At 63.3% G+C, this 12828-nt stretch carries 13 protein-coding genes and 2 pseudogenes; 11 read left to right on the top strand and 4 right to left on the bottom strand.

Going from position 1 to position 12828, the window contains the following annotated elements:
- The first annotated feature begins 132 nt into the window (after positions 1–132).
- The 5 genes from ACVWW3_RS11270 to ACVWW3_RS11250 all read left to right on the top strand — a co-directional run bounded on the left by ACVWW3_RS11270 (position 133) and on the right by ACVWW3_RS11250 (position 4930).
- A complete protein-coding gene (locus ACVWW3_RS11270; protein ID WP_456650023.1) occupies positions 133–876 on the top strand; it encodes a DUF7168 domain-containing protein in 744 nt (247 codons plus the stop codon).
- Positions 877–1744: 868 nt separating this feature from the next.
- Positions 1745–2431 (top strand): hypothetical protein, encoded by a 687-nt coding sequence (locus ACVWW3_RS11265; RefSeq protein WP_456671962.1) that lies wholly within the window; start codon positions 1745–1747, stop codon positions 2429–2431.
- Positions 2389–3780 carry a VTT domain-containing protein gene (locus tag ACVWW3_RS11260; RefSeq protein ID WP_456671961.1) on the top strand — a complete coding sequence of 464 codons (1392 nt, stop codon included), beginning with the start codon at positions 2389–2391 and terminating at the stop codon, positions 3778–3780. Before ACVWW3_RS11265 ends, ACVWW3_RS11260 begins: the two co-directional genes overlap by 43 nt.
- On the top strand, positions 3780–4460 hold the full coding sequence (locus ACVWW3_RS11255; protein WP_456650026.1) for an endonuclease/exonuclease/phosphatase family protein: 681 nt from the start codon (positions 3780–3782) through the stop codon (positions 4458–4460). The genes ACVWW3_RS11260 and ACVWW3_RS11255 overlap by 1 nt, the downstream gene beginning before the upstream one ends.
- Before the next feature lie 278 nt (positions 4461–4738).
- The gene (locus ACVWW3_RS11250) at positions 4739–4930 is read left to right on the top strand and encodes a hypothetical protein (protein ID WP_247353488.1); all 192 of its coding nucleotides are present in this window, start codon (positions 4739–4741) and stop codon (positions 4928–4930) included.
- Positions 4931–4978: 48 nt separating this feature from the next.
- On the opposite strand, the gene ACVWW3_RS11245 is transcribed toward ACVWW3_RS11250, so the two are convergent.
- Positions 4979–5203, bottom strand: a complete 225-nt coding sequence (locus ACVWW3_RS11245) for a hypothetical protein (RefSeq protein ID WP_247353331.1) — start codon at positions 5201–5203, stop codon at positions 4979–4981.
- Between the two features lie 260 nt (positions 5204–5463).
- Here ACVWW3_RS11245 and ACVWW3_RS11240 point away from each other — a divergent pair, with 260 nt between their 5' ends.
- Positions 5464–5781, top strand: coding sequence for a DUF1476 domain-containing protein (locus ACVWW3_RS11240; RefSeq protein ID WP_247445725.1), 318 nt, complete (start codon positions 5464–5466; stop codon positions 5779–5781).
- Between the two features lie 15 nt (positions 5782–5796).
- Here ACVWW3_RS11240 and ACVWW3_RS11235 read toward each other — a convergent pair.
- Positions 5797–5913: pseudogene (locus tag ACVWW3_RS11235) on the bottom strand (YqhA family protein); the annotation flags it as partial.
- A gap of 52 nt (positions 5914–5965) precedes the next feature.
- Here ACVWW3_RS11235 and ACVWW3_RS11230 point away from each other — a divergent pair.
- Together ACVWW3_RS11230 and ACVWW3_RS11225 are read left to right on the top strand one after the other, a co-directional pair.
- On the top strand, positions 5966–6256 hold the full coding sequence (locus ACVWW3_RS11230; protein WP_247445724.1) for a hypothetical protein: 291 nt from the start codon (positions 5966–5968) through the stop codon (positions 6254–6256).
- 997 nt (positions 6257–7253) lie between these two features.
- Positions 7254–7905 (top strand): annotated as a pseudogene (locus ACVWW3_RS11225) (septal ring lytic transglycosylase RlpA family protein).
- 13 nt (positions 7906–7918) lie between these two features.
- Here the strand turns inward: ACVWW3_RS11225 and ACVWW3_RS11220 are convergent.
- Positions 7919–8670 (bottom strand): IS5 family transposase gene (locus ACVWW3_RS11220; RefSeq protein WP_247772603.1). Its coding sequence is split into 2 segments (ribosomal slippage): positions 7919–8340 and positions 8340–8670, totalling 753 coding nucleotides; the frame shifts between segments, so codons are not numbered across the junction.
- A 54-nt stretch (positions 8671–8724) separates the two neighbouring features.
- A complete protein-coding gene (locus ACVWW3_RS11215) occupies positions 8725–9678 on the bottom strand; it encodes an alpha/beta fold hydrolase (RefSeq protein WP_456650028.1) in 954 nt (317 codons plus the stop codon).
- 153 nt (positions 9679–9831) lie between these two features.
- On the opposite strand from ACVWW3_RS11215, the gene ACVWW3_RS11210 reads away from it, so the two are divergent.
- The 3 genes from ACVWW3_RS11210 to ACVWW3_RS11200 are packed head-to-tail and all read left to right on the top strand — an operon-like array spanning position 9832 to position 12826.
- Positions 9832–11094, top strand: a complete 1263-nt coding sequence (locus ACVWW3_RS11210; protein ID WP_247445721.1) for a D-alanyl-D-alanine carboxypeptidase family protein — start codon at positions 9832–9834, stop codon at positions 11092–11094.
- Positions 11095–11096: 2 nt separating this feature from the next.
- Positions 11097–11783 carry a dTMP kinase gene (gene tmk, locus ACVWW3_RS11205; protein WP_247445720.1) on the top strand — a complete coding sequence of 229 codons (687 nt, stop codon included), beginning with the start codon at positions 11097–11099 and terminating at the stop codon, positions 11781–11783.
- Positions 11780–12826: a DNA polymerase III subunit delta' gene (locus ACVWW3_RS11200; RefSeq protein WP_456650029.1), complete on the top strand. Its 1047-nt coding sequence runs from the start codon at positions 11780–11782 to the stop codon at positions 12824–12826. The genes tmk and ACVWW3_RS11200 overlap by 4 nt, the downstream gene beginning before the upstream one ends.
- The last annotated feature ends 2 nt before the right edge of the window (positions 12827–12828 follow it).

Here is a 12828-nt window from a genome sequence, read left to right as displayed (position 1 = left end):
ATCAGTGCTACGGTGCATCGTTAGGTGACCGTTATTTTCGTAATCGGATCAATGTCTTTAGGCAGACCCACCCCTTCCGCCAGTACGATCCGGCCGAGGTCTGTCGGTTGGGCTTTCCCGGGCAGGTGATCGGTGAATCAGACGTTCAATCCGGCCGCGCTCGACAAGCTGAAGCTCCGTATTCAGGCGTTGCGCGCCAAGACGATCGCCAATGGTTGCACCGAGGACGAGGCGCTGTCTGCGGCCGCCAAGGTCGCCGAACTGTTGGATCGCCACGATCTGTCGCTCTCCGATGTCGAACTGCGTGCGTCGCCGTGCGAACGGAGGGTCTACGAGACCCATCGCAAGAAGCGAATTCCGCTGGACGACTGCATCGGCGCGATCGCTCATTTCTGCGATTGTCGGGTCTGGCGCGAGAAGAACGCGTCCGGCGAGAGCAGGTTTGTGTTGTTCGGTCTCGGCGCGGATGTCGAGGTCGCGCATTATCTGGCCGAATTGATCGACGGCGCCGTGCGCGCCGAACTTGGCCGCTTCAAGACCTCGGTCGACTACGCCCGCTTCCGGCACCAGGAGCGGCATCTGGCCAATGCCTCCTTCGCGCTCGGGATGGTGGCGTCAATCGCGGACCGGCTGCTGGCGATCAAGGCCAGTCGCGATCAGGTCAATGAAAGCACCGGCCGCGGGCTGGTCGTTCTCAAGACCTCGGTGGTCGATGCAGAATTCGACAAGCTCGACCTGAAGATCCGGACCCAGCGCAGCAGCAGCCGGATGGTGTCGATGACGGCCTATGAAGCCGGCGGCGCCGCCGGAGCCTCGCTCGCCATCAATCCCGGCCTTGGCGAGTCGCCGTCGAGGACCACTCCCAAAGGGAGCTGAACGCACCAGGGGGGCGCGGCTTCGGCGGGGGCCGAGAGCATGGCGATGTCATTCCGGCTCATCAGCTGCCGTCTGTCGTTTATGCTGCCTTGCTAATAAAGTGCAGCGACGAGCATCCGGAACGCGATCGAATTTGAGAAATTAGCCCGGCAGGAGTTTCACACCGGGCAACGCATGTTCTTCATTTTCTCCAACCGATTGGGGTGTCTCGGCTCGCTGCTGATCTCCGGCGTGATCACTGTCGCGCTGCTTGTCCTGTTCGGGATCGTCCGGCCCTGAACCCGGAGGTGAGGTGCAGCTCTCGCCACAGGAACCTGGTCCTTGCTGGCCTGTTGTTCGCACTCTCGTCCAGCCACGGAGCACGCCCTTGGAAAGTACGATCATTGGAGAATTCGAAACGCGCCGCAGCGCGGAGCTTGCGGTTGAGCATGTCGTGCAGGAATGCGGCGTGCAGCGAAGCGACGTCTTCGTCCAGTCCGCCGGCGACGCGAACACGGCAGGGACACATCCTGCCGGTGCTGACGTCAAGGCGGCGCCCGCGCCGGAGGGGCGCCAACAATTGGGAGGTCTGATTGAAGTGTCCGTGGATTTTCACGGCGACGCCCCTGAGAAGATTGCAGACATCTTGAGGGACGCCGGCGCAAAGACTGTCCGAACCAAATAGCGGCAATGGGCGACTGTGGCACCGGGATCCGCACGCGCTGAACGGTCGCCTCTGGTCTGAAGGCGCCTCTGGTCTGAAGTCGTGGAACCCCTTGAGCGTTCAGAGCGTTTAGACGCGAATGCGAATTGCGAGGTCCACCTGCTTCAGAGTTCATCCACCCTGATCCCCGGCGACACCGTCTGGCGGCGGTGCAAGGCGCGGCGCGTGGCGGTTCTGAACGATGCTGCCGCTTATTTCTCGGCCCTGCGGGACGCGCTGCTGGAGGCGCGAGATCTCGTCTACATCGTCGGATGGGATATCCATAGCGAGACCAGGCTGGTCGGCGCTTCCGGACAAGCGGATGACGGCCTGCCGGAACGGCTTGGCCCATTCCTGCGCGCGCTGGTTCAACGCCGTCCCGCCTTGCGGATCAACATTCTCGTCTGGGACTTCGTCTCGTTTTACGCTGCGGAAAGGGAGTGGAACTCCGCAGCGAAATTCACCGCCGCAACAGATGGCCGCGTCCGATTTCATCTGGATTCCACGCTTCCGTTTGGCTCGGCCCAACACCAGAAGATCGTCTGTGTCGATGGTTCACTGGCGTTCGTCGGCGGGCTCGATCTGACGATCAGGCGCTGGGACACGAGTGACCATCGCGCCAAGCACGCATCGCGCTGTGATCCCCACGGCAAGCCATACCTGCCATTTCATGATGTTCAATGCATGGTCGACGGGGGTGCGGCTGCGTGGCTGTTCGACCTCGCAGAGCAACGCTGGCGAGCGGCAGGTCAACAGCCTGATGATCATCGCGCGCCGCAGGGCATTCGGTGGCCGGCGAATGTGCCGGTGGAGGCCGCGAGCACTTACCGGTGGGTATCGCCAGGACCGAGGTCATCGGTCCTGCAGGTCTAGGCATCAATGAGGTCGAACGCTCGTTGATCGCAGCGATCCGGTCGGCGACGAGCTTTGTCTATATCGAAAACCAGTTTACCAGCGCCATCAAGATCGCGCGTGAATTGGCGGAGCAGATGTTGCGCGTGCCTTCGCTTCGGACTCTGGTCGTCGCTCCCAAGCTGCATTCCTCGTGGCTGGAATCCCAGGCCATGCAGAATGGCCGTGGTGCCTTCATCGACTGTTTCAGCGAGGCTGGCGTCGCAGATCGCATCCGCTTCGTCTACCCGGTCTCAAGCAGCGGGGATGCGGAAGCAGCCGTGATGGTGCACAGCAAGCTGATGGTCGTGGACGATCGGATCTTGAGAATCGGCTCGGCGAACCTGAACAATCGCTCGATGGGCGCCGACAGCGAATGTGACCTGATCTTCGAATCGGCCTCCGACCAGCATCGGGAGTTCATCGCTTCGGTCCGCCGTCGCCTGATCGCCCATTTTTGCGGTCTCGACGAACAGGCCGTAGCGCAAAACGAAGATCGTCTTTTCGCGCTCCTGGACGATGTCTCGAGAGCCGATGGGGCGAAGACGCTGCGGGACGTGGAATTCTCGGTCCTGACCAGCACTCTGGCCACGATGGTTCAGCCGGTGGCGGACCCTGAGCGGCCTCTTCATCTGGAGCGAGCGGCATCTCGCATGTGGAGCACGAAGACGATCATCGGGATCGTGTCGATTGCCGTGGCGCTTTTTGGACTGGCGACGGCCTGGTCGTACACGTCCTTGAGCGATTTTGCCGATGCGGGGCATATTTCGACGTTCCTGTCTGCCTACGCGCAGTCCATCTGGGGGCCGCCATTCGCGATCGCGGTTTTCGTGGTGGGCGGCTTGGTCGTGTTTCCGGTTCTCGTGCTCATTGCGGCAACTGCTGCCGCACTCGGACCATGGCTAGGCTTCGTCACCGCCATGACGGGCGTCTTGCTCAGCGCCTTTGTGCTTTTTGCGATCGGACGGGCACTCGGCCGCGAACGCCTACAGCGTTTGCTCGGACGACGTGCCGCGCGCATCCAGGAACGTGTTGTCGGCAAGGGAATCCTGGCTGTCGTTGTCATCCGGATGATTCCCGTAGCGCCGTTCTCGGTGGTGAACGTCGTGGCCGGTGCGAGCACGCTGCCTCTGCGTGACTTCCTGGTCGGAACCCTGCTCGGCATGACGCCCGGGATTCTCGCCATGGCAGTTCTGGGCGCTCAGATCGCAGATCTGGCCAGAAATGCGTCCTGGGCCAACATATTGCTCCTCGCACTGGCGTTCTTAAGCTGGGTCGCGATCTGCGCAGGCGCGCAATTCGTCGCGACGTGGCTCGCCGGGAGGCGCTGATGCGCTTCATGACGTGGAATGTGCATGGCACGTTCAATCTCAATCCGAAGTTCGATCTGGAGGGGATCTGTTCCATCGTTCGCAAATGGGCTCCCGATGTCGTCGCGCTTCAGGAGGTGGATTCGCGATCGCGATCAGACGATCCGTTTGCGAAGCTGGCGAGTGTTGTCGGCGATCACCGTGTTCACGCCACGTCGATCGTCACGGCGGATGGCGAATACGGCCAGACGCTCCTGAGCCGGTTTCCATTCTCCGGCCCGCCGGAGATCGTCGACGTGTCCTATCGTGAGCGGGAGCCGCGCAGAGCGATTGCGACGGGGCTGCTGACGCCGGTTGGCGATGTACGCGTGGTGGCCACGCATCTCGGCTTGAGTATCCACGAGCGCCATGCGCAAGCTCAGGCGCTGGTGAGCCTGGTGAAACCAGAAAGGACCGTCGTCCTCGGGGATTTCAACGACTGGTTTTGGGTCAAATCGGTGCGGCGCGTGCTCGCGCAGGTCTGCCCAAACCGTACGCGGCTGCGAACTTTCCCGTCGCATTTACCTCTTCTGCGGCTTGACCGGATTTATGCAACCTCCGACAGCCGGATCGGGAAAGTTTGGACCGATGAAGAGGCAAGGGCCTATTCAGACCATTTGCCGGTGATTGCGGACATCGAGATCTCCCCCGACGGGAGATGATCTGGCCATCTTCAGGATTTCCGAAGATGGCAGAATGTCACTGTTTTGCCCGACGCGTCAAACGGTTCGGTGCCGAGGGTCAAAAACGAGACATTGGAAAGCATTGCATTTCAAGGGGTTGGCTACTGTGCATGGGGTTGTTTTCGAGCTTTTATCGGAGCAACCTTCGGCGGGTGAGGTCGTTCGATAAGCCCTTGAGAAGTTGCTTTTCCGGAAGGGCTGAGGCGCGCGCGGGTTCGATTTGCGGAACTTCTGTCCCGCTTGCGCGTTATCGCGGCATGACTGAAGACCTTTCCTACCGACGCAAACCTTTGACCCCTGAACAGCGCCAAGCGCGCGATGCCACACGCCGGATCGAGGCCGAAAAGGCCATGCGCGATCATGAAGAGGCGCAGAAGGCGTTTTATGCCAACAAGGAACGGCTGAGGGCCGAACGGCTGGCACGTGAACAGACGGGGGCGAAGGGCTGACCGAACGCGGCCGCCACGCCAAAGACGTCTCTGCCCCGAGCGCCGGCCTCAGTGCCGGTGGGGGACGCGCGTCACGCTCAACGCCTGCTTCAGTGCTTGAACGGCGCTTGCGAAAGGTTTCCGTGGCGATTGCGCCTCGATCGCTTCGGCTGCGACGCGACAATCGTCCGCGACCTTGAGCAACCCGCTTCGCGCGAGGTCCATGGTGGAGAGGGCTGCCTGCTCCAAGCAAACCCGTTCAAGCCGTCGAAACTCCCGCAACTCTTTGTTCATGCGTCAGCTCTCGATGTCCCGGGACCATGCGGCGCTGAGTCTGCTTAATGAATGGTTAAAACATCTCTGCCTAGCCGGGTTGGCTGGCGTAGAGCTGGTGCGTGCCGGTGCATGCGCCCGGTCTGCGGCGCGGCCCGGGCGGGCTTGACGGCATTTGTCTTCCGCCGGAAGCTTCAATGATCGGTAACTGACATGAACCACGGAGACGTTCGCTTCCAGCCAGTCCGATCCCATCAGCCAAAGCGAGAATGGAGCTGATCATGACCACGTTCGACAAGCGCGAGCAGGGCTTCGAGACCAAATTCGTCCACGACGAGGAGCTCATGTTCAAGGCCACGGCCCGGTCCAACAAGCTGCTCGGGCTCTGGGCCGCAAGCCAGCTTGGCCTTAGCGGCGATGCCGCGGCCAGCTATGCGACGGCGTTGGTGACGGACCATCTGGAAAGCCAGACGATGGACGAGATCCTCGACAAGGTGTCAGGCGATCTTGCGGCCAGGGGCGTAGTCCGCGAGCAGGTCGCGGCCAGGCTTCAGGAATGCTTGCATCAGGCGTTGCAGCAGCTTGAAGCTGACAAGTGAAAGAAGCCGGCCTTCGAGATTGCCGGCCTCGATGAAGGTGCTCAGCAGCGCGATCGAGGAGATGCGGATGACGGCCATGGCGAGCTTGATCTTGAGGACGCTCGCATTGACGTGGCCGAGCCATTCCGGCTCGCTTCCGGGCACCGTGCCGTTTCGCGCTACCGTGCCGAGCGGGAGGCGGGAAGTGTCTTGGAGCGGCTTCGGCAAGTGGCCCGGCGCGATCGCGCTCGCTGCTGCGATCCTGGTTGGCTGTAGCGGCGCTGAGGCGTCGGCGACGCCGCTGACGCCGTTTCGCTACGAGGCGCAGGCGCAGCGTCATTGCCCGCATGACCAGGTCGTCTGGCTCGATTTCAGCAAAGGCGTCTACTACGGCAGGCGTCAGAAGCAGTACGGCCAGGGTTATGACGGCAGCTTCGTTTGCCTGAACGAGGCCCGCGACAGCCTCTATCGCCGCTCGCTGTTTGGGCTACGCTAAAACGGGAGCAGGGCAATCCAAAACAGATCGCGTGCTGCATCGCGGTGTAGTCGTGGTTATAAAAAGGAAAGTGGTGGTCGTGCTCAGCCGAAGGCCAATGCCACGAGGCTCGAGCAGAGCAGGACCAAACCGCCGGCGGTCAATGCCAGGAAACTATCGGATACGAGGTCATGGTTGCGCATGGGACACCTGTCGCTCTTGTCTTCGATGCTCGATCGGATCGATTAAGATTGTCCGAACGGGCCGTCTTGAAAGAGGTGATGCTTGCCGCCCGCGCGAGTGCCTCAGGCCCTCGTGCGGTAACCTTCAAACGCATGGGCCAAGAATATCCCCGCGCTTACCAAACCCATCAGTGCCGAAACCGTCTCGATCATCGTCTAATTCCATTCCGCCCTGCACGCGAGAAAACGCGGGCGGCCTTGCACAGTCAAAAGAATTCCAGTGAGCGGCCCGACAATGGGGGTGGAGTGAGGATTTGGCGCAACAGAATGTCCGGCGGTGGCACAGAGCAGGGTGACCCCGACCCGTACTTCAGCGGGGAGAAGCAAACGCCCCGTTTACCATCCCGGCGTGAACGCTGTGGGGCTCCCCATTTCCGCCGTGTTCGGGTTGCGTTATCGTTACCACTTCCGGCGCGGTGGTGGGCCGCCTCGGATTAAAGGACCGGACAGCGCTTCCCCGTAGCCTAAGCGGGTTGGGTACGCGTCCGGCGAAATGGTATTTGGGGCGAATGGGGATCCGACGGTCAGATTCGGTTTTGCGGGCCGCGCGAGCTGTTGCGGCGGCCGCGGCGTGCCTCGCGCTTGCCAATTGCGCCTCCTCCAACAAATTCGCCAGCCGCGTCGATCCGAAATACGGCGTGTCCTCGAGCCCTCGGGTCGTGGCTTTGGGTGACCCGGTCCCGAAGGGCGGTGGCACTTACCGCGTCGGCAAGCCCTATGTGGTGGGCGGCCGGACCTATGTGCCCGAGGAGGACGTCAACTACCGCGCCGAGGGCATGGCGTCCTGGTACGGCGACGATTTCCACGGCCGCCTGACCGCCAATGGCGAGGTATTCGACATGGGCTCGCTGACCGCGGCGCATCCGACCCTGCCGATGCCGTCCTATGCGCGGGTCACCCAACGTCTCGAACGGCAAGTCGCTGATCGTCCGCGTCAATGACCGCGGGCCCTATCACGGCAACCGGCTCATCGACGTCTCGAACAAAGCCGCTGAACTCCTTGAATTCAAAGGCAATGGCGTCGCCAAGGTCCGTGTCGAATATGTCGGCCGGGCGCCGCTCGAAGGCTCCGATGACCGCCAGCTGATGGCCACCCTGCGGACCGGGATCCCGGCGCCGTCACCCTCGATGGTCCGGGTCGCCTCCGCGAGGCCCTTCGTACCGGAGCTGCCGTCGTCGAACCGCGGCGCCATTCGCGGCGAGGTTCCGACGCCGGAGGGACGACCCTACAATCTCGGCAACACCTCCGCCGACATGGCTTCACTCAGTGCGACCTCGGAAATGTCGGCTTCGAGCCGCAACCGGGGCCGGGCGCTCCAGAACGCGCGCGCCGTGTCCTATGACGGGGACGGCCGCTACGCCACCGAGAGCGCGCCTGACGGTGCCGCCGAGGCGCGCAGCATCCTGAGTGGCCGCGGCCTCTACTAGGGTCTGTTGGGATTCATCTGGAGTTTATCGCGGCCGCGGCCAGATAGATCATTGAAGTGAAGCTCTGGTCGGTCTTGTCGGCGCGCATTGCGATGCGCTTGAATTCCTTGAGCTTGCCGAAGAAGTTCTCGATGAGATGCCGCCATTTGTACATCTCCTTGTCGATGGCGAGAGGCTGTGCACGGCGCGGATGCTGGGAGATGACGACTTTGGCGCCACGCGCTTCGAGCTCGGCGATGATGGCGTTGCTATCGAAGGCCTTATCAGCGATCAGCGCGTTGAAGGCCAATCCCTCGATGAGCGGCGGCACGCCCACCGTATCGAAACGCTGTCCCGGCAGGAGCACGAAGCGCACGAGATTGCCGAGCGCATCGGTGAGCGCCAGAATTTTGGTGGTCATGCCGCCTTTCGAGCGGCCGATCGCCTGGCTTTGCGTCCCCCTTTTGCGCCCTGACCGTGGCGGTGGACCTTGACGATGGTGGCGTCGACCATGGCGTATTCCATGTCGGGATCGTCGGAGATGGCCTCGAACAGCCGCTTCCAGACATCCGCCTTCACCCAGTCGCGAAAGCGCGTGAATGTGCTATTCCAGTGGCCGAACATCGCCGGCAGATCCCGCCAGGGACTGCCGGTTCGGGCGATCCACAGAACGGCCTCGACAAACAGTCGGTTGTCCTTGCCGCTGCGGCCCGGATCTCCCGGCTTGCCAAGACAATGCGGCTCCATCTTCGCCCATTGGGCGTCAGTCAAAACGAATCGGTCCATCCCAAGCTTGAATCACAACCAAGCCCCGATGAGAATCCTGAATCCCAACAGACCCTAGGCCGCGCTTTCCTTCAAGAACCCGACCAGCGCCGCGTTGACCTCGTCGGGCCGCTCCTGCTGGACCCAATGGCCGGCGCCCTTGATGATCAGCTTTTGCGTCAGATTGGGCAGCACGCGCTCGAGCTCGTTGACGCGCTTGGCTCCGATCAGGCCGGTGATGACGGCGTCTTTCGAACCGGCAATGAAGAGCGAGGGCTGGTGGATCTGCGCATTCTGCCACGGCGCCGTCAGCTCCCAATTGCGATCGAGGTTGCGATACCAATTCAACCCGCCGCGAAAGCCGGACTTGCGGAAGGCTTCGGTGAAAAAGGCGAGGTCCGCCACGCTGAGCCAGTCCGGCAGCGGCTCTTCGGCGGTCGTATGGCCGAGAAAGCCCGTACCCTCCTGCACGAACATGGCCCCGGAGGGATCGGCAAGGCCGCGCCCGCCGAGCACGACGCGCATGGTGCGCGCGACGTCGTGCTCGAACTCGGCCTCGGCCACGCCGGGCGCCTGGAAATACTGCCAATAGAAATTGGTGACGCCGCCCTGGCGCAGAAGGTCGAGCGGCTTGCCGCGGCCGCGGAACGGTGGCGGCACGCTCAAGCCTGCGACCGCCGTGAAGATGTCCGGCCGGAACAGCGCCGCGTGCCAGGCCACCGGTGCACCCCAGTCGTGGCCGACCACCATGGCCTTGCTCTCGCCGAGTGCCTGCACGAGACCGACGACGTCGCCGACCGTGTCGAAGATAGAATAGGCGGCGACGTCAGCCGGCGCTGAGCTTTGGCCATAGCCTCGCATGTCGGGAGCGACGACGTGAAACCCGGCCTCCTCCAGTGCCGCGATCTGGTGGCGCCAGGAGTAGGAGAGTTCCGGCCAGCCGTGGCACAGCACCACCAGTGGACCCTGACCGGCTTCGCGGATGAACAGGTCTATCCCGTTGGCCTTGATCACGCGGGTGGAGGACATCGCTTTTCCGCCTCGTTTCAGGGGTTTGGTCAGAAAATCTGAGGTGCCACGATAGGGGCGCGACAAGAATCGTGCAATCTCGGGACACGCGACCGGCCTCGTGTTGTTCGCACCGATTCCAGCTGTTAAAAACGCCGCTCTCAGGGCTTGGCCATGGCATTTCGTCTTTTTTCGTTTGCTCGCACCCGGTTCAGCGCCGGAGCGCTGGCGCGCGGTCTGATCGCTGCGGCTGTGGTGGCGGGCATTGGCTGGGGCGGGGCGCTTTACGCCGCCAACCAGAGCGTCCAGGGCGCCAAGAAGTCGGAAGACTCCGGCTTCGACGGCGACGCCCCGACCGCGATCCTGATCGAAGCCTCCAGCGGCAGCGTGCTGTTCGAGAAGAACGCCGACGAACTGCGCGCGCCCTCCAGCATGATGAAGCTGATGACGGCGGAAGTCGTCTTCAACGCCATCAAGAAGGGCGACGTCAAGCTGACCGACGAATACCGGATCAGCGAGAATGCCTGGCGCAAGGGTGGGGCGCCCTCCGGCGGCTCGACCATGTTCGCCGCCATCAACAGCAAGGTCTCCGTCGACGACCTCCTGCACGGCGCGATCATCCAGAGCGGCAACGACGCCTGCATTGCGCTGGCCGAAGGCATCGCCGGCAATGAGCGTATCTTTGCCGCCGACTTCATGACCAAGCGCGCCCGCGAGCTTGGTCTGACGAAGTCGACCTTCGGCAATTCCAACGGCTTGCCCGACCCCGGCAACAAGATGACGGTGCGCGAGCTCGGCATCCTCGCCCGGCACATCATTCTCGACTTCCCCGAATTCTACCAACTGTTCGGCGAGAAGGAGTACACTTGGAACAAGATCCGCCAGCCCAACCGCAATCCGTTGCTCAATTCCATGGAAGGCGCTGACGGTCTGAAGACCGGCTACACCAAGGAAGGCGGCTACGGCATGGTCGGCTCGGCAGTGCAGAACGGCACGCGGCTGATCGTTGTCATCAACGGGCTGGAAGACGCTGAAGATCGCGCCACGGAAGCCAAGAAGATGCTGGAATGGGGTTTCCGCAATTTCGAGACCCGCACACTGATGGCGGCCGATCAGCCAGTCGGCTACGCCAAGGTGTTCGGCGGCGAGAGCCGCTCGGTGAAACTGGTCGCCAAGTCGCCCGTGCAAGTGATGGTGCACAAGAACGGCGGCGACAAGCTGATCGCGCGTGTCGTCTATAGCGGTCCGGTGCGCGCGCCGATCGAGGCGGGTCAGAAGGTCGGCGTGATCAGGGTCTGGCGCAGCGGCAATATCGCGGTGGAGACGCCGGTCTATGCCGCTGACGCGATCGGCACCGGCTCGACCATGCGGCGTGCAATCGACGGCGCCAGCGAGCTCGTGATCGGCATGTTCCGCGCGGGCGCCGAGAAGCTCTGATCATGAGTGAAAGCGCGGTAAAGTGGCCGTCCGGACGCGGACGCTTCGTCACCTTTGAAGGCGGCGAGGGGACGGGCAAGTCGACCCAGATCAAGAAGCTCGCCGATCGTCTCAAGGCGGCAAGGATGCGCATCCTCGTCACGCGCGAGCCGGGCGGCTCGCCGGGCGCCGAGATCATGCGCCATCTGGTGCTGTCCGGCATGGGCAAGCTGCTGGGACCCGAGGCCGAGACGCTGCTGTTCGCGGCTGCCCGCGACGACCATGTCCGCACCGTGATCCAGCCCGCGCTCAACCAGGGCACCTGGGTGCTGTGCGACCGCTTCGCCGACTCGACGCGGGCCTATCAAGGCAGCCTCGGCCGCGTGCCGACGGCGCTGATCAACGCGATGCAGCGGGTCACGATCGGCGATCTCAAGCCGGACCTCACCATCATCCTCGACCTGCCGGTCGAGATCGGCTTGCAGCGCGCGGCCGCACGCCGCGGCAGCGGCACGCCCGACAGGTTCGAGGCCGAGAAACTCGGTTTCCATCAAGGGCTGCGCGAGGCCTATCGCAAGATCGCGGCGGACGATCCCGCGCGCTGCGTGCTGATCGACGCCAATTCCGATCCCGATACGGTTGCCGGACGCGTCTGGACCGCGCTGCGGGATCGTCTGCTTCCGACGCCGGCATCGGTGGTGTCCCTATGAGCCCGCGTCAGACCGAGCGCGAATCCGCCATTCCTCATCCGCGCGAGACGAGTCTTCTGTTCGGCCATCGCGAGGCCGAGACCGCGCTGCTTGCCGCCTATCGCAGCGGGCGCATCCCGCATGCCTGGCTGATCGGCGGGCCACAAGGCATCGGCAAGGCGACGCTGGCGTATCGGATGGCGCGCTTCGTGCTCACTCACGGCCAGCCGTTGGCGCCTTCCGTGCAACGCGCCGAAGATCTCGCGATCAATCCTGATAACGCCGTGGCGCGGCAGGTTGCGGCGAGCTCGCATGGTGGCTTGCTGACATTGGAGCGCACCGCCAACGACCGCGGCGTGATGCGCACCGTGATCACCGTGGACGAGACTCGCGAGACGATCGGCTTCTTCGGCTCGACCGCGGCGGCCGAAGGCTGGCGCGTCTGCATCGTCGACACCGTCGACGAGCTCAATCCGAATGCCGCCAACGCGCTGCTGAAAATTCTCGAGGAACCGCCGCAGCAATCGCTGTTCCTCCTGGTGAGCCACGCGCCGGCCCGCGTCCTCGCAACGATCCAGTCGCGCTGCCGCAAGCTGCGCCTGCGCCCGCTCGCAACGGACGATGTGATCGGTGCAGCCGCCGCCACCGCCGATCTCGACCCGAGCGATCCGGCGTTGCGCGAGGCGGCAGAAGCCTCCGAGGGCAGCGTCGCGCGGGCGCTGACGCTGCTCGGCGGTGATGCCCTGAAGCTCCAGCAACGAACGGCCGCGCTGCTTGCACGACTGCCGCAGGTCGATCCGCGCGAATTGCACACGCTCGGCGATTCGCTTGGCACCAGCGACCGGGTTGCGCTTGCCGCCTTCATCGACGGCATCGATCGCTGGATCGCGGAACGCCTGCACGCCGACGAAGCCAATGCCAACCAGAACCTGCCGCGCCTTGCGCGCCTAGCTGAGGTATGGGAAAAGATCGTCCGCGCCGCGCGTGACACCGAAACCTACAATCTGGAGCGAAAGCCCTTGGTTTTCTCGGTATTCGGCTGGCTGGCGGACGCAACGCGCTAGGC

The sequence above is a fragment of the Bradyrhizobium sp. LM2.9 genome (assembly GCF_054056555.1).
Note: the sequence above shows the minus strand (reverse complement) of the source record. Positions and strands in the feature narration are given on the sequence as shown.